General features: G+C 29.4%; 15 protein-coding genes. 14 read left to right on the top strand and 1 reads right to left on the bottom strand.

The genetic code is table 11. From position 1 onward, the window contains the following. Positions 1-125: 125 nt before the first annotated feature. The 6 genes from GXK56_RS19575 to GXK56_RS19550 all read left to right on the top strand — a co-directional run bounded on the left by GXK56_RS19575 (position 126) and on the right by GXK56_RS19550 (position 3,937). Positions 126-671, top strand: a complete 546-nt coding sequence (locus GXK56_RS19575) for a hypothetical protein (RefSeq protein WP_160690515.1) — start codon at positions 126-128, stop codon at positions 669-671. A gap of 87 nt (positions 672-758) precedes the next feature. Beyond that, a complete protein-coding gene (locus tag GXK56_RS19570) occupies positions 759-971 on the top strand; it encodes a hypothetical protein (protein ID WP_160690513.1) in 213 nt (70 codons plus the stop codon). Positions 972-1,012: 41 nt separating this feature from the next. Beyond that, positions 1,013-1,555 (top strand): hypothetical protein, encoded by a 543-nt coding sequence (locus GXK56_RS19565; RefSeq protein ID WP_160690511.1) that lies wholly within the window; start codon positions 1,013-1,015, stop codon positions 1,553-1,555. A gap of 276 nt (positions 1,556-1,831) precedes the next feature. Continuing rightward, positions 1,832-2,071: a hypothetical protein gene (locus tag GXK56_RS19560; protein ID WP_160690509.1), complete on the top strand. Its 240-nt coding sequence runs from the start codon at positions 1,832-1,834 to the stop codon at positions 2,069-2,071. 244 nt (positions 2,072-2,315) lie between these two features. Next, positions 2,316-3,332, top strand: a complete 1,017-nt coding sequence (locus tag GXK56_RS19555) for a phosphotransferase (protein WP_160690507.1) — start codon at positions 2,316-2,318, stop codon at positions 3,330-3,332. Between the two features lie 26 nt (positions 3,333-3,358). After that, positions 3,359-3,937: a GNAT family N-acetyltransferase gene (locus GXK56_RS19550; RefSeq protein WP_243156189.1), complete on the top strand. Its 579-nt coding sequence runs from the start codon at positions 3,359-3,361 to the stop codon at positions 3,935-3,937. Between the two features lie 109 nt (positions 3,938-4,046). Here GXK56_RS19550 and GXK56_RS19545 read toward each other — a convergent pair whose 3' ends face one another. After that, a complete protein-coding gene (locus GXK56_RS19545) occupies positions 4,047-4,349 on the bottom strand; it encodes an HNH endonuclease (RefSeq protein WP_160690505.1) in 303 nt (100 codons plus the stop codon). A 276-nt stretch (positions 4,350-4,625) separates the two neighbouring features. On the opposite strand from GXK56_RS19545, the gene GXK56_RS19540 reads away from it, so the two are divergent. From GXK56_RS19540 to GXK56_RS19505, 8 genes are all read left to right on the top strand, one after another. Then, positions 4,626-5,396: a DUF2087 domain-containing protein gene (locus tag GXK56_RS19540; protein WP_160690503.1), complete on the top strand. Its 771-nt coding sequence runs from the start codon at positions 4,626-4,628 to the stop codon at positions 5,394-5,396. Positions 5,397-5,427: 31 nt separating this feature from the next. Continuing rightward, the gene (locus GXK56_RS19535; protein ID WP_160690501.1) at positions 5,428-6,678 is read left to right on the top strand and encodes an MFS transporter; all 1,251 of its coding nucleotides are present in this window, start codon (positions 5,428-5,430) and stop codon (positions 6,676-6,678) included. Between the two features lie 285 nt (positions 6,679-6,963). Further along, positions 6,964-8,739, top strand: coding sequence for a carboxylesterase family protein (locus GXK56_RS19530; protein ID WP_160690499.1), 1,776 nt, complete (start codon positions 6,964-6,966; stop codon positions 8,737-8,739). 339 nt (positions 8,740-9,078) lie between these two features. Next, positions 9,079-11,070 (top strand): methyl-accepting chemotaxis protein, encoded by a 1,992-nt coding sequence (locus GXK56_RS19525; protein ID WP_160690497.1) that lies wholly within the window; start codon positions 9,079-9,081, stop codon positions 11,068-11,070. An 84-nt stretch (positions 11,071-11,154) separates the two neighbouring features. Further along, positions 11,155-12,138 (top strand): substrate-binding domain-containing protein, encoded by a 984-nt coding sequence (locus tag GXK56_RS19520; protein WP_160690495.1) that lies wholly within the window; start codon positions 11,155-11,157, stop codon positions 12,136-12,138. A 232-nt stretch (positions 12,139-12,370) separates the two neighbouring features. Next, entirely contained in the window at positions 12,371-13,042 is a 672-nt protein-coding gene (locus tag GXK56_RS19515) for a manganese catalase family protein (RefSeq protein WP_160690493.1), read from the top strand. Between the two features lie 432 nt (positions 13,043-13,474). Next, positions 13,475-15,331, top strand: coding sequence for an APC family permease (locus GXK56_RS19510; RefSeq protein WP_160690491.1), 1,857 nt, complete (start codon positions 13,475-13,477; stop codon positions 15,329-15,331). Between the two features lie 186 nt (positions 15,332-15,517). Beyond that, positions 15,518-17,905: a DNA translocase FtsK gene (locus GXK56_RS19505; protein ID WP_160690489.1), complete on the top strand. Its 2,388-nt coding sequence runs from the start codon at positions 15,518-15,520 to the stop codon at positions 17,903-17,905. Positions 17,906-18,041 lie beyond the last annotated feature (136 nt).

Here is an 18,041-nt window from a genome sequence, read left to right as displayed (position 1 = left end):
ATTCAGTATGTTTATATTCATAAGGAAATTTGAGCTTTGGGAGCTAATTATTATTTAATCATGAACAAATAGAAAGAGTATATTTTATAGTATTTCAAGATAATATTATATATAGGATGGTAAGAATGAAGCAAATATTTATAGATATATTTAAAAGACATTTATTAAAAGAAGAAGAAATTTTATGGTTTGGAAGACCTAATGTTAATAAAATATTCTCGAAAAAAGATGCTTATTCAATATTTGTTGGAATTGGATTTGTTGCTTCAAGTTTAGTTTGGATAGTATTTGGAATAAGGATTATGAGTGGGGTGATGGTTCAAAACACTAATAAACCTATGCCATGGCAGGTTTGTTTTTTATTAGCAATACCATTTGTTGTAGTAGGATTTTATAATCTAATTGGAAAAGCTATTATTAGGAAACATAAAAAAGAAAAGACGTTTTATGCTATAACAAATAAACGTTTATTGATACTTGAAGTTGGAGCTAAAGAAAGAATAATTTCAAAATATATTAGTCGAATTAATAAAGTTGATGCTATTATACGTAATAATGGAATGGGTACAATAGAATTTGGCGAAAACTATCCTGATAGTGAATTTAGCGACATAAATGATGTACAAAACGTTTATGAATTAATAGATAATTTAAGAAGTAAAACTAACTAAAAGTATTTTAATAAAAATATTCTTCTAAGACTAAGAAACTAGCTGGAAAATAAAGTGAGATAGTTTCTGCTTTTTTGAAGATAGCTTTTGGGGAAAGGTGCTGATGTGTGGGGATCTTCTGCAATATATGATGGATTGACATCATATTACAGGATAAATAATCAGGCTTTGAAATTTAAGATTGCAGATAAGGTTAGATTAATGTTTGGAGTTAATTGTAGATCAGAAGGCGCAGATAATTATACTAAAAAATATGTTGATCATGCCCCCAAAAAGCAGATATTGGGTAAGAATGCATGAAGATGGGAATATCGAAAATATAGATATTGGAGGACCAAGAAATGAAAAAAATAATTAACGCAATAGTTAGAATATTAATTTCTATTGCCGTAATAATTCTGATACCAATAATTATTTTAGAAATTCCCATAAAGCATATTGAAATGCAAATAGATACTACTGAGAGGGAAAAGCAAGAGTTGATTAAAGATGAAATTACACAAATTTACGTTCATAATTATCCAGAAGATCCTGGTTGGATTGTATATGGGAAAGATGGTGTAATGTTTAAGGGCGGGAACAAAGTAGATCATACATTTATTGTGGGAAATTTTTCCAATAAAATGAACTACGATTTAATTAATACGAATACATTTGTACTTAATGGTAAATATATAGGTAAAAAAAAGTATAAAGATGTGATAGCTGGATGCTTTTACGTAGAAAGCTGGGGAGTACTTGGAAAACTTAAAAGAGAAAGTGGTTGCTTTGAGAGTTTTTCTAAATCAAGCTTAACAGTAGCGGATAAGATATTTGAAAATCCAATTTTAGTATACAATATTGATGAGTTTGAGGATGTAGAAGATTATGGAGCTTTAAAGTAAAGGAACTCTAGAAATTATTATAAATGCAGAAAATTTAACCAAAGCAATGATTCCTAATTTTTAAGAGGGACATGATTGTATATAATTGATACAAATATGAAATTTGTGAAGAAAATGTAAATATATCTTCAAAAAAAAGGAAAGTTGAGAGCAGTTGGTGCAACGACTGAGGCTGGAATAGATCAAAGTAAACTTAAGGTAACAGCAAAAGCTGCTGCAATTTTAGGCATTGACTTTCAGTGTTGGTAGGATTGGCAGATTAGGAGGAATATAAGCTTGGGAAACATAAAACAATGGTCATTTAGCTTTAGAGAATTAAAGTTTTTTTTATTTAATAGGAAAATTTGCAAAACTTGTGGAACAAAAATGAACAAGGTAACAAGTGAGAAATATATAGGAATGAAAAAGTTCAGTGGTATTGTGACAGGTTTATCATATGATAAAACATATGAAGTTACAATTTCATATTATTGCCCAAAATGTGATATAAAATATTCATTAGAAGAATTAGCTTGACTCATCCTTTTTTCAATTTTGTTGTTGAATTAGATAAAATATAAATAATATAGTTAAAAGTTTTAATTTCATGTGAGTAGAATAAGAAGTTTTGTATATATAATTACATAAAAACAGACTATTTTAAATAAAGTTTGCTTTATAATAGACAAAAGTAATAAATATGGTAAAATTGTAAGTAGTATTACATGGATTAAATTGACAATTGTATTTGCAATGAATCTATTAAATAAGGAGACAATAAATGAGTCATAAAATTTTAAGTAAAGAAGAATTAAAACAACTAATTGAATATAATTATGATATTGGTAAGGTTAAAGAGATAAGGCCAATATTGGAAGGGGCATCATCTGAGTGTTTTCACATTATAACTGAATCAGATGAATACCTTTTTAAAGATATTGAGATGATTTTTATGAATCATTCAGATAAAGAATCGTTAATAAGCAATGTTTTATTAGAGAGTGGAATACCAGTAGCTAAATTTTACAAAACGAAAGCTGATAAATACTTATTGGAAGAAATGGGACATACCTTTCATTTGCAAAGTTTTATTAAAGGTAAAATTTTAAAACAAAATACTGCGCCCTACTGGTTTATGGTTGAAAGTGCAGCAATGCTCGGAAAAATTCATAGGGCTCTAGAAGTTATTCCTAAGTTAAATGAAGGAATAGGAAAGGAATTTTTTCAGTACCTAACTCCAGAGAATGCAAAAGCATCATATGAAAATTCTCTAAAAACAGCTATAAAAAACAATGAAAAGCAAAATATTATTGATTTAGAATATAGAATCAAGCTTTTAGATAAGATAAAGTATATTAATTTAGAAATGGACAAGTTTACCTATAAAAACACTCATGGGGATTATTTTATTAGTCAGATTCTTTGTGATGAAAAATCAATTAAAGCTGTAATTGATTTTACTGCTAATTGCTCTCATCCAGCCTGCTGGGAATTAATCAGATCATACTCTTATGCAGATCCTAATTGTCTCAATGGGGAAATAGATTTTAACAATCTTAAGGAATATATTTGCAACTATATGAAATATAGCAAACTTAATGAATATGACATTAAAATGATGGCTTATTTGTATTATTATCAACTTGCAGTGTGTGATTATTTTAGTCAGTATTATGATTCTAGTAATTCTAATAAAAAGATACTTTGTGATTATGCTCATTGGTCAACCATGCTATGCAGATGGTTTGAAGATAATGTTGAAGAATTATCAAGAAAATTAGTAGAAGATCTTTATTAATTATGCTATGAGAGTTGTATAATTAGATGAAAATAAAGACTAAAAATATAATGACTTCGGGAGAGAAAAAAGTTGAAAATATTATTTATAGAAAAATGACAGTTGAAGAATGTGAACAAATTAAACAAATGAATCCATCACAATACATTGGTAAAGCATGGAGAGAGGTAGATGGAAAGCGAAAATTGGTTGAAATAAATTATCAAGATTTAGATTGGCCAAATGGATACGAATATCATTTTAACTCTTTAAGAAACACCATATTAAAGGATGGTGTTGCTTGGGGAGTTTTTGATAATAGTGATAGGCTACTAGGCTTTGCAACTATTAATCATAATTTTTTTGGAGATAAGTTTAAGTATGTTTTACTGGAACAATTATTTATTACTTTAGAGCATAGAGATAAGGGCATAGGAAAGAATTTATTTAAGTTTTGTGTAGAGACAGCAAAGGAATGGAAAGCTGAGAAGATTTATATTTGCGCAGGCTCTGCTGAGGAAACAATTGCATTTTACTTTGCAATTGGCTGCAAGGAGGCTGTGGAAATAAATAAAGCTTTATATGAAAGTCATACAAGAGATTATCAATTAGAATTTTCAATTTAGATATATAATAAATACTATTATATAAGATTAACTTAGATTATAAAAAATTAAGAGAACCGTGTTTGGTTCTCTTAAAATATATGGTTATATAAAAAACGTTTGAAACTTATTAACTACTTTTTCTAACGCGCCTTGATGTTTTTATTTCTACATAGGAATCTCCAGGAATATTTTCTACGAATTTAAGAAATTTAATAATTTTAGTATCCCTCTTTAGAGCTTCAAGACTATAATAATGGGTTGCCAATTCACGATTAGTAAACAAAGCATGAATTTGTGTATGACAAGTCTTGCATAAAGAGAGAGTTTCGAATTTTTTACCACCCTTTTCTAGAGGGATTAAGTGGTGTTTAGTTATAGTAGAAACACTTCTATTGCATAATTCACATATGTGTACATGGTATCCCGTCATAAAGCCCTCCTCTTGAAAATTATATAATTTCAATTAATATCTGCTATGAAGTAAACCTAACCTAATTAAGTTTTCATTCATAACTAAATTATATCAAATAGCTAGATAAAATCAAATTTTGTTTACAATTTATGAAGAAATTTTTATATGAAATTAGTGAAAGAATATGAATAAATGTAAACAATAAATAAAAATGTCTATTTATTAATAGACAAATACAATAAAAGGTGATAATATAATTACAAGGATTATATGTGAAAGGAAGTATTGGAGACTATGGATATAAAATCAAATGAATTGTTTTGGAGTGCTTCGGTAGAAGAAGTGAAAAAAGGTTATATAGAAACAGAAGAAGAGTATAAATGCATAATTTGTGAAGAAGAATTTCAAAAAGGACGCATATATGAAATAGAGGCTGAATTATTTGATGCAAGAAAGACAGCAGAATTTCATATAGAAAAGAAGCATGGTTCTATGTTGGAATCCTTAATTGGAATGAATTCTGCATTTACAGGCATATCAGAGGTTCAAAGAGAATTAATGAAATTAATCTCGCAAGGCTTATCTGATAAAGAAATTGCAGTGGAATTAGGGGTAGCAGCCTCTACTATTAGAAATCACCGCTACAAATTGAGAGAAAAGGAAAAGCAGGCAAAATTATTTCTAGCAATGATGGATTTGCTTTCAAAAAATACAAACAAGAAAATTAATAAGCTAGACAATGAAGTTATATGTGATCCGCATAAAACAGCAACAACCTTAGATGATAGATTTAATATAACTGATAAAGAAAAAAACGAGGTAATTAAAAATTACATGAACGAAAATGGAGCTCTAAAAAATTATCCTGCTAAAGAAAAGAGAAAAATAATTGTATTACAAGAAATAAGTAAGAATTTTTCTAAGGGAAAAACCTATTCGGAAAAAGAAATTAATAGAATTCTCAGCAGAATATTTGAGGATTATGCAACTTTAAGGAGAGCTTTAATTGAATATGGTTTTATTGAAAGATCAAATGATTGCAGCAGTTATTGGGTTAAAGAATAATTAGCACAAATATTAAGGAGCATTAATTGAAATGAAAAACAGAAAAAACTTTTATATGTATGGAGGCGGTAGGTTTATCTCTTTTATTGGAAGTGGGATTCAGGCTATGGCACTTCCTCTTTATATAGTGGATTCAACGGGATCAGGTACACTTATGGGGATATTGTCCATGTTTACTTTGCTTCCAATGCTTTTTATGTCACCTTTTTCAGGGGTAATGGGTGATAGATGGAATAGAAAAAATATCATGATAGCTATGGATTTTGGTAGAGGTATACTTGCAGTTTTTTTAGCTATTCTTGTAATAATGGGAAAGTTTAATTTGTATAATTTATTTTTTATGCAAATATTGATTTCTGTGATGGATAGTATGTTTAATTCCTCATCTGCTGCATTAATGCCTGATTTAATAAATGAAAATGAACTAATAGAAGCAAATTCTATTAAAAGTGGTCTTGATGCGGCTGCCACAATTTTAGGACCTATATTAGGTGGATTAATTTATGGAATATGGGGAATAAAAATGGTTTTTTGTATGAATGGCATATCTTTCATTATATCAGCAATATTTTCTATGTTGATTAGTTATAATAGAAAAACAGTTAATGCAGAAAAAATATCCATGAGGACATTTATAAACAGAAATTCTGAAGTGTTAAAGTTTATTTTAGAGAAAAAAGGATTGTTTCAGCTTTTTGCTTTTGCCATGTGTGCGAATTTCTTACTTGCACCTTTATTTGATATAGTAATGCCCTATGTGCTAAAAAAGGAAGTTGGCTTTACCTCACAGCAATATGGATATGTAATGGGATTTTTAGCAGTGGGCTTACTTTTAGGGAATGTTGCAATATTAACTTATTTTAAAAAATTAGGTTTGAGGAAGCTTATGAGGTATGGTTTTGTTATTGAAACGGCTTTAAGGGTAATAGTTTGTGCTTTAATGCTTCCATATATAATAAGCCTTTATGGGGGTGGAACTTGGACTTTATTAATATCAATTGCAATTATTTCTATGATGATGGAATTTTTTAATGCATTTGTAAATACAGCTATTTCAACCAATCTTCAAAATCTAGTACCAGCAGAAATGAGAGCACGATTTTTTTCGATAATGGGTATGTTTTCCCAGGGGGCTATTCCATTAGGAACTTTATTATTTGGAATTCTATTAGACAGAATGAAGTACTATGAGATTTTAATAGCTATTAATGCAGTAGTCATTGTAATTGTTACAATTTTTCTAACAAAAGCTTGTGATGAAGCTTATGAAGCTAAGATATAGGAAAAAATAATTTAGTTATAATATAAAATTCCAATATTGACAGTTATATTAGTAAATGCTAATATCAAAATAAGAAAATTAAATATTTAAGAGATTGTTACAGAATATGCTGGCGAGACTCATGCTTAATAAATTAGTTTTTATTAATTTATTATTAGTCATGTGTTTCGCCTTTTTTGTTTTATCTATTATAAATTATTTAACAATAACTACTTTAACAGGTTTATAAATTATCTATTAAAATTTAGTTTAGATAATTTAAATATAATAAAAGGGGAGATACTAATGAAATTTACTAAAAAAACAAGACTCTTATTGGCATTTGTATTATCAGTTACAGTTGCTTCAAGCTCTTTAATGGGGATTCCTGTTAAAGCTGATGTAAACGTTAAAACAAATGTGCAAAGCCAATCTTTTAAAGATGGATCTTTGAAATATGTTCAAGGAACATTACAAAATACTAAGTATGGGAAAGTGCAAGGGTTTGAGGAAAACCAAGGTAAAACTTTAATTTGGAAGGGAATTCCTTATGCAAAGGCTCCAGTTGGAGAACTGAGATGGAAAGCACCCGTAAATCCAGAAGTTTGGGAAAATACATTAGATGCAACTAAAGATGGAAAAATGGGTGTACAATTAGCTAATGGAAAAATTGTAGGAAGTGAAGACTGCTTAAATTTAGATATTTACAGACCAAACACAAATCAAACTAATTTACCAGTATTACTATTTATTCATGGTGGTAATAACCAAACAGGTACAAGCACTGAAATTAGTGCCAAGAAATTAGCTGTTAATGCTAACTGCATAGTTGTATCTATAAATTATAGATTGGGTGCTCTTGGATTTAATAGTTTGCCAGCACTTAAGACAGGTAATAAACTTGAAGACTCAGGAAATTATACTTTATTAGATATAAGCAAATCATTAGATTGGATAAAGGAAAATATAAAATCTTTTGGAGGAGATTCAGATAATATTACAGCATCAGGTTTTTCAGCTGGTGGTAGAGATATTATGGCAATGCTTATATCGCCAATCTTTAAGGATAAATTTCAAAAAGCAATTTCCTTTAGTGGCGGTATGACAACAGCAGAACCAGAAGAAAGTACAAAAGTAATTGCAAAAGCTATTGCACCTTTAGTGGTTCAAGATAAGGTTAAGGCTACAGAAGAAGAAGCATATGCATGGCTTCAAACAGATTCAGTAGAAGTAAGGAACTATTTGTATAAGCTTTCAGCTGATAGATTAGCTAAATTAATGGGAAATGCAGGAATTAGAATGAGCGTATTCCCTCACTTATATACTGATGGAACTGTTTTGCCAAAGGAAGGTTTTGAAACAAAGAAATATAATGAAGTGCCTCTAATTATGTTAACAGGTTCCAATGAGTTTTCTTTATTTGGGAGATATGATAATAAATTTGCAGCTATAGATGATAATACTTTAATGACTAATAAGGAATTAAATAGTGAATTAAAATTTGCATTAAAATATGGAAGTAAGTTATATGAATTATTTAATGCAGAAGAATCAGCTGAAAAGATGATTGATAAATATGATGCACCAATTTATACTTGTGATTTTGAATGGGGAACAAACAAAGAAGTAGTTGGGGACAAAATGGCAGAGCTTGCAGGAGCATATCATGGAGTATTTCTTCCATTTTTAACTGATGAAGTAACTGGTTTTGGAGCAATGTATAAGGATTCTTTCAGTAATGCAGGTGCTAAAGATTTAGGAGAAAAATTTACTAATTATATTTCGAATTTTTTATGGGATGGTAATCCTAATGGACAAAACTTAGTTCAATCTGAATGGAAACCATGGATGAGTGCTAAGAAAGGGCCAACACAATTAGTATTTAATGCAGATAAAAATAAAGCTAGTATAACTATGTCAGAAGATAGAATTAAATATGAAGATATTTTAAAAGAAATGGAAGCAGATACTACTGTTTCTAAAGAAGTTAAAGACAAATTAATAAAAGAAGTTTTAAATGGCCGTTGGTTTAGTAAAGGACTTGATGAGCATTTTCAAAATCCGAGTCTTTGGGTAAAATAAAATTTAATATATAAAATGAATGTACTGTATTTTATTAAAAACTAAAATATAGTACATTTTTTGTTTAAAAATATGAGAGTGTGCTATTGGATTTAGTAAGTTGAGTTCGGAAAAGTGAAAAAAATGTAGAAAAAGATAGACAGATTTAGGGGAAAAATGTATTATTAATATAAGAAGAATTATACAATAAAGGAAGTAAGTAAGATTTTTTATTTCTGTAAACGTTGTATTATAAAAATGTAATTATTGATTTGTTGTTTTTGTTTGTCTAAATATTTCCTTGGTAAAGTAATGTTTATATAAGTTGGCTCAAAGATATATTATATAAGGGGGATTTTTATGAATACTTTAGAGTTAAAAAAGAAAGCATCAATTAAAACAAAATTACTTGGGATTATCATTCCAATGATGGCTATAACATTAACATTACTTATTGTCATTTCTTATTACAGATCTAAGACTATTATAACTAATTCAGCCAATGAATTGCTACAAACTTCGACAAAAAAGCAAGTTGATCAAATTGAAGGATGGCTAAAAGAAAATTTGGCAGGATTTCAAGCTGCTAAAACCTCAATAGAAGGTACATCATTAAATGACAATGACTTGCAAAATTTACTAAATAAATATTATGGATATAATTCGAATTATCCAGATGGATTATACATTGCAGATGAAAGTGGGAAACTTCTTAAAGCAGAAAAATCCACAAAGTCAGATAAAGATATACTTAATTCAGTTTGGTATAATGAAGGACTTACACGTATTAATATGGCCTTTGGATCAGCATATAAAAATGAAAATGGTAAAGCTATGATAAGTGCTTCGGGAATACTTAGAAATAATTCTGGCAAAACAAGGGTTATATCAGCAGATCTTTCTCTTGATAAGATTTCTATTATTGTTAATTCGCTAATTGAAATGAATAATGCTGAGGCGTTTCTAATTGATAATAATGACAAAACAATATTAGCTCATAGAGATAATTCATTTATTTCAACTAAGCTTGACACTAATAATAATGATAAATTTCTTAAAGCAGTTGCAGATAAAATTTCAAAGGAGGACTTTAAATCAAGTGAACTTGAAGGTAATATGGTAGCGTTTCAAGGTATTGGTGGAACTAATTGGACTTTAGTATCATATGTTCCAACAAGCTCCATTTTCTCGGAGCTAGTAAGGCTTCGTACTTTCATGATAATAATTGGCGTTGTATCTGTTCTTGCATTAATTGTTTCAGTAGAAAGAACAGTTCATGTGGTTATTAAACCTATCAAGAAACTTACAGAAACTATTGTAGCGATGACTCATGGTGATTTTACAGTAGATGTTGAAGTAAAAGGAAATGATGAAATTTCTATAGTATTAAAGAGTGTTAAAGAATTTATAGCAGTAATGCGTAATATGATAAACAGCATTAGTGTAGTTTCAAGTAAGATGAATGATCAGGCAGAAGGCAGTACAATAATTTCAAAAGATTTATATAATTCTTCAAAGCTTCAATCTGAGTCTATGCAAAATCTAAATCTTACGGTAGATCAATTATCAAGTTCAGTTAATCAAATAGCAGAAAGTACTACAACTTTAGCTAATGTTGTTAGTGATACTAGAGATGATAGCATGAAAGTAAATGAAAAGATGAAGGAAACTATTAATGCTTCTGAAAAAGGTAAACAAGACATGGAAAAAGTAGATGTAGCTATGAAGAATATAAGAGATTCAATAGGTTTACTTGAAGAAGCTATAAATAAAGTTGGTAAATCTTCCAATGAAATTACTAACATTGTAGGGGTTATTGGAAGTATTGCAGAACAAACTAATCTTTTATCATTAAATGCATCAATAGAAGCAGCAAGAGCAGGAGAAACTGGAAAAGGATTTGCAGTTGTAGCAACTGAAATTGGAAAGCTTGCTAAAACAAGTTCTGAATCAGTTAAAAATATTTCAGCACTTACAAGTGAAATTAATAAATTAGTTTCAGACACTGTAAATCAATCGCGTGAAAGTTCAGAGTATATAAATGAAAGTAGTTACTTAATAACTAATAGTGTTGATACCTTTGACAGCATTTTTGATACTATTAACGAGACCAATAATTTAATTCAAAATATGAATGAAAAAGTAAGTCACTTAGATGATGTTGCAACAACTGTAGCTGCTATAGCAGAAGAGCAAGCAGCAAGTTCAGAAGAAATTTTAGCGACTTCAGCTGTAATGGTTTCTCAATCAAATAACATTACTAATAATAGTAAAAAAGTAGCAAGTGATGCCGAGCAGTTGTCGAACACATCAGATGAATTAGGTAAGCAAGTTCAAATGTTTAAAATATAAGTTATTTTAGCTGTGGTGTAAATCACTATCCTATAGCTTTAAAGTTTTAACTGTAAAATTAAAGTCTTAAGGGGGATTGAATGTATGAAAAAGAAGGTAGCTATATTATTAAGTATATTTATGATATTTATGATATTTTCAGGATGTAGGTCAAATAATAGTTCGAATTCAAACGATAAGAAGGTTAAAGTTCTATTTTCAATGTCAGATAATTCAGATGCTTTTAGGCACATATTAACAGAAGAAGCTAAATCTTATGCTCAAAGTAAGAATATTGAATTGGTAATCAAAGATGCAGAAGGTTCTGTAGAGAAACAAGTAGAGCACATGAAAGAAGCTGTTTCTGACGGATATAATGCTATAATATGTGGTATAGTAAATCCAGATACAGCCTTGCAGCTTAAAAAATCTGCAGGTGAGCTTCCTATAATATTTATAAATAGTGCACCTAATGATGATTTGTTAGAAGTAAATAAATATATTTTTGTAGCTTCCAATGAAATGGTAGCTGGAAGATTTCAAGCTGAAACAGTGATAGAGTCTTTAAAAAATAAAAGTGAAGCAAAAATAGTTTTATTTAGAGGAGAAGAAGGGCACTCAGCTACGATAGGCCGTACCAAAGCTGTTAAACAAACTTTTAAAGAAAAAGGAGTGAATGCTAAGTTTGTATTTGAGGATTCTGCCAATTGGAGCAGGAAAGGTGCTAAGGAAATGTTTAATGTATTTTTATCTACACATAAGGAATTTGACGCTGTAATCTGTAATAACGATGAAATGGCACTTGGCGTAATTGATTCCCTTAAAGAAAATAAAATTGATCCTGCCTCAGTTCCTGTTTTAGGAATAGATGCGACACCTGATGCTTGTAATGCAGTTCTTGATGGAAATATGAGGCTTACTGTATATCAATCTGCTAAGGGGCAAAGTAAGAGTTCAGTAGATGTTGCTATTCAGTTAGCTTCAGGAGGATGTTTGGATAATATAGAGAATTTGGCTGAAGATAAAATGCATATTTGGGTACCATTTGAAAAAGTAGATAAGAATAATGTTAAGCAATATATAAAATAGTTATTTAAAGATTAAAAAAATTAATAATCACTAAGTATATTATAAAAAAATCTGGAGTTAAACTTTAATTGAATTTTAATCAATTTCAATTAAGTAGAGTTTAATACAGATTTTTTTATTGATCAAATCTCTTGAAATAATTTAGAAGAAAATTAAAAATTATATAATGAATATTAAAATTTAAAGAACAAATAATATAGAAGTAAATCTTATATTATTTGGAGGTGTTATTGTGTTTGAACATAAAAAACAATTATTACACGAAGTAAAAGTTGAAAGGCCTAATCCTCAATATGCAGTACTTATGCAAGAGCAATTAGGCGGAGGAAATGGAGAACTTAAAGCTGCAATGCAGTACATTTCTCAAAGTTTTAGAATTAAAGATCCTGAAATAAAAGACTTGTTTATGGATATTGGAGCAGAGGAATTAAGCCATATGGAAATGGTGGCTCAAACAATAAATTTATTAAATGGTCATGAAGTAGATAATCAAAAAGTAACAAATGGTGAAATTCAAACTCATGTTGAATGTGGATTGTCACCAGTGCTTATTAATTCATCTGGAGAACCATGGACAGCCAATTATGTTACTGTCACTGGAGATTTAGTTGCAGATTTATTATCAAATATAGCCTCTGAGCAAAGAGCTAAGGTAGTATATGAATATTTATATAGACAAATTCAAGATAAAGAAGTTAGAGCAACAATTGATTTTTTGCTCAATAGAGAAGAAGCACATAACGCATTATTTAGGGAGGCACTAAATAAAGTTCAAAATACAGGTTCTAATAAAGATTTCGGTGTAACTGAAGATTCGAAACTTTATTTTGATTTATCTACACCAGGACCTTCACATGAAGCTCCAAATCCAACACCGCCAGCATTTGAAAATCCAAGAAAATAAATTTTAATCCATTGATCCCAGCATCACAAAAGGATATTCAAGCAATTGGAAATATTTTTGATGAAGTTAAGTAATGATATTATAACTATACATATTTTTATAGCAGTATATTTTAAGAGTATCTATATAATTTAGATACTCTTTATTAATGTACTCATCTTAAAATTTAGAAAAAAATTTGTGAAATAAAAAATAAAACTAAAAAGTTAAAATTAATAGAGCTCAATGAAAACAAGGATTAGCAGAATATAATGTCTAAATATACAGTAAAAAGCATAAAAAAGAAAAAGAGCGTGTGATAATTATAAATGTATTCGTATTCATAGATTAATTTCAATATTTTTCATCAAATATAAGAAGTATTAGAATATTGCTTTTGAACTAGCTAATAATATACAATAATCTGCGTATGATAATATAGGGGGAAAACAAATGCTTACAAAGTTTTTAGATGTTTTACTAGGAGAACCTTTAGCCAATGAACAAGGATGTCATGAAAAATATAACATTCCTTTTGGATTGGCAATTATGGCAAGTGACGCTGTATCATCAGTAGCATATGCAGCTCAGGAAATTCTTTTTGTTTTAATAGTTCTAGGAGCAATGGCGTATCAATGGTTAACATGGACTTCGTTTATGATCATAGGATTATTGATAGTATTGACTATTTCATATATTCAAATTATCAGAGCTTACCCTCAAGGTGGAGGCGCTTATAAAGTAGCAAAGGAAAATATAAGTGACAAAGCAGGGTTAGTTGCTGGTGCAGGACTTATACTTGATTACATACTTACAGTTGCAGTTAGTGCTAGTGCTGGTGCTGATGCTGTTATTTCAGCATTTAGCGGGTTGAGTCATTATAAAGTTACATTTGTTGTAGTAATAATAATAGTGTTAATGATTTTAAATTTAAGGGGAATAAGTGAATCTTCAAAAATTTTCGCTATACCAACATATATTTTTATCTTTAGCATGATTTTTATGATAGTTTATGGTTTGTTTAAGTTCTTTGTATTAAAAGTACAACCACAACCTTTATTTACAATTCCAGCTACAGTTACAGAAGATGTATCAGTATTTCTTATTTTAAGAGCTTTTTCTTCTGGATGCTCGGCTTTAACAGGCTTGGAATCAGTAAGTAATTCAGTTCCCAATTTCAATGAACCAAGCACAAAAAATGCAAAAATTGTAATGATATTATTAGCATCTTTAATATTTTTTATATTTGGAGGAACTTCAATACTTGCAATATTCTATACAGCTGTACCAATTCAAAATGGACCTACCGTTATTTCTCAAATAGCTACTGGAATATTTGGAAACGGAATAATGTATTATGTAATACAATTTAGTACTGCTGTAATTTTGCTTATGGCATGTAATACAGCTTATACTGGTTTTCCTATGCTTATGTATATAGTGGGGAAAGATGGATATGCTCCAAGACAATTTACTATTAGAGGAAAAAGGCTTAGCTTTTCTTTTGGAATTGTAGCTTTGTCATTAATAGCATGCTTTTTAGTAATTGTATTTAAAGCAGATACTCATCACTTGATTCCATTATATTCAGTTGGAGTATTTACTTCCTTTACTTTAGGACAATTTGGAATGGTGAACCATTGGAGAAAAGATAAAGAAAAAGGCTGGAAGAAACGTGCTGCTATTAATGGGACAGGCGCTGTGGTTTCTTTTATAACAGCAATAATTATTTTAATAGAAAAATTCAAAGATGGTGCATTTATAGTTGCAATTTTAATTCCAATAATTATAATAGTTCAATTGAAAATTAAGCATCACTATGATAAAGTTGCTAACGGTTTAAGTATTAGTAAGTTAAACTTAGAAAAGGTAGACTTGAGAAGAAAATTTACTCATATTGTAGTAGTTCCAATAGCTAGTTTAAATAAGGCAACTATAGGTGCTCTTCAATACGCTCAAAGTATAAGTGAAAATGTCATAGCTTTAAATATTTCAACAGATAAGGAAGCTATGGAAAAACTAAAGGCTAGATGGGCAGAACTTGATACTGATATATTACTTGTTTCAAAATATTCTCCATTTAGAGCTGTTGTTACTCCCCTTTTAAGAAATATAGAGTTAATTGCAAATTCGGCAAGTTCAGATGAAAAGATAACAGTAATTGTTCCACAATTTATAACGGATGAACGTTTTGGAGGAATACTTCATAATCATACAAGTTTCTTTGTTAGAGAAACGTTGCTTAAAAATGATAATATAGTTGTATCTACATTCCCATATCATTTATCGAATGAAGAAGGTTCTAAATAAAAATATATATTTATGATTTCAGCAATGTGCTATATTGATTTGTTATAATTAATGTAGCACATTTTTTATAAAAATATTTCAGTTTAAAATTTAATTATATTGTTGTAAAATAGTAGTATTGTCAAAGATAAAAATATCTATGAGATTTTGATTTTTACATATAGTATATAAACGAGGTGATTTAAGTTGGCTAGAACTAAAAGCAAGAGTAATGCTACCAAAGGTAAAAAAGACGAAAACGCAGTGAATCCTGATATAGTAGGAGTAGCTTATATAGCAACAGGAATAATACTAGGAATAGCAATATATTCTTCTTTGGCTGGAATATTATCAGCTTTAGCCCAAAGAGTATCTAATGCAATCATTGGAGTTGGAGCTTATACATTACCAATTTATTTAATATATTTTGGCTTTCAATATATAAAAACAAGAGGTGATATTAAATTTAATAAAACCTTTATTGGAGTGACAATATTGGTTGGAGTTATCATGCTGGTATTTGGAACTATTAATATTCAAAGTTTAGATATTGATAGTGATTTTTTTGAAAACTCTAAGCTGATAATTAGTGATAATACTAAAACTATGCATGGTGGAATAATATCTTATCTTATATGTTATCCATTATATAAAGCTATAGGAGCACTTGGAGCATATATTATCCTTCTTGCCTTTTCAATAATTGCCATTATTTTAGTTTTTGATATAACTTTATATGATTTAGGATTAAAAGCTTACAATAAAAGTGAAAAAATAAGAGAAAGCAGAAATAAAAAGCTAAAAGAAAGAGAAGAGATTCAAGAAAAGCAAAAACGGGAGAACTTTATAAATATAGTTGAAAAAGATGAAAGCCAACCTAAAATTCAAAATGAAAAGGAAGCTTTTTTATCTGGAGTAAACAAAAAAATAAAGATTTTAGACTTTATGAAGGAAACAGGTGAAGAGGAAGAAATTAAACCGCAAGTAAAGTCGGAAATTTCTTCTGATATTCAAATAGATAGTTTCTTGGAAAAAAATATACAAAATCATGGACGCAAAAAGGAAAGTCTTGATAATGAAGTTAAGGATGTAGTTAATAAAGAAATTCAAGAGCAAATGTCAGAGAAAAAAGAATTAAGAGAATATAAGCATCCTAGTGTGGAATTATTAAAATTAAATGCCAATACAAAGTTAAATAGTAGCGATAAAAAAGAATTAATAGAAAATGCTAATAAGCTTGAAGAAATTTTATCTAATTTTGGTGTTGATGCAAAAGTGACTCAAGTAACAAAAGGACCATCAGTAACAAGATTTGAACTACAACCAAGTCCAGGGGTTAAAGTAAGTAAAATAGTAAATTTAGCAGATGATATAGCACTAGGTCTTGCGGCATCGGGTATTAGAATAGAGGCACCTATTCCTGGGAAGGCTGCTGTCGGTATAGAGGTTCCAAACGGGAAACAGACACCTGTATTCTTAAGAGAAGTTTTAGAAAATGATGAGTTTATTAATTCAAAGAAAAAGTTGGCTTTTGCATTAGGAAAGGACATTTCAGGAAAGTGTGTTGTAGGAGATTTGAGTAAAATGCCTCATACCTTGATTGCAGGGGCAACAGGTTCTGGGAAGAGTGTCTGCATAAACTCTCTTATAATAAGTATACTATATAAATATAATCCAGATGAGGTTAAACTTCTTATGGTGGATCCAAAGGTTGTTGAATTAAATGTATATAATGGAATTCCTCATTTGTTAATTCCTGTAGTTACTGACCCTAAAAAAGCTGCAGCAGCATTAAATTGGGCTGTAAATGAAATGACAAACAGATATAAACTTTTTGCTGATTCTGGAGTTAGAAATATGGAATCCTACAATGATTTATATAATAAAGGTGCTATAGAACAAAAGCTGCCTTATATAGTTATTATTGTAGATGAGCTTGCTGATCTTATGATGGTATGTCCTAATGATGTTGAAGACTATATAGGCAGATTAGCACAAATGGCAAGAGCTGCTGGTATGCATTTAGTTATTGCCACTCAAAGACCTTCCGTTGATGTAATAACTGGGGTAATTAAAGCTAATATACCATCTAGAATTTCCTTTGCCGTATCATCCCAAATTGATTCTAGAACTATTTTAGATAGTTCAGGAGCTGAAAAACTTCTTGGAAAAGGAGATATGTTATATTATCCAGTTGGAGAAAGTAAACCATTAAGAGTTCAAGGCTGCTTTATATCAGAAGAAGAAGTAGAGCAGGTTGTTTCATTTATTAAGAGTGAGCAAGGTGACACCAATTATGAAGAAGACATAATTGATCACATTAATAATGCTTCAGATTCTAAGTCTCCAGATTCTAGTGAAAATAGCGATGATGTAGATGAACTACTTAATGAAGTAATAAACGTAGTGGTGGAATATGGTCAGGCGTCAACTTCCTTTATTCAAAGAAAATTTAGAATAGGGTTTAACAGGGCATCTAGAATTATGGATCAATTGGAGGAAAGAGGAATTATTTCTGAAAAAGATGGAAGCAGGCCAAGACAGATTCTTATTACAAGACAGCAGCTTTTAGATGAAAATAATGATGAGCAATAAAATTAATTTTGTGTTAACTTTTTCTTTCATAAGTATTAAGTGAGGAAATTAAAGGGTTTATAATAACGTAGATAATAAAGCGATAGCTTGTAATATATAGATTTAATTTGCTATAATTAAATCTATTAGAATACAG

It is taken from the genome of Clostridium sp. C2-6-12, from assembly GCF_009928485.1.
Taxonomy (GTDB): Bacteria; Bacillota; Clostridia; order Clostridiales; family Clostridiaceae; genus Clostridium.
The sequence above is the reverse complement of the archived record's forward strand: the minus strand, read 5'-3'. Positions and strand labels throughout refer to the sequence as shown.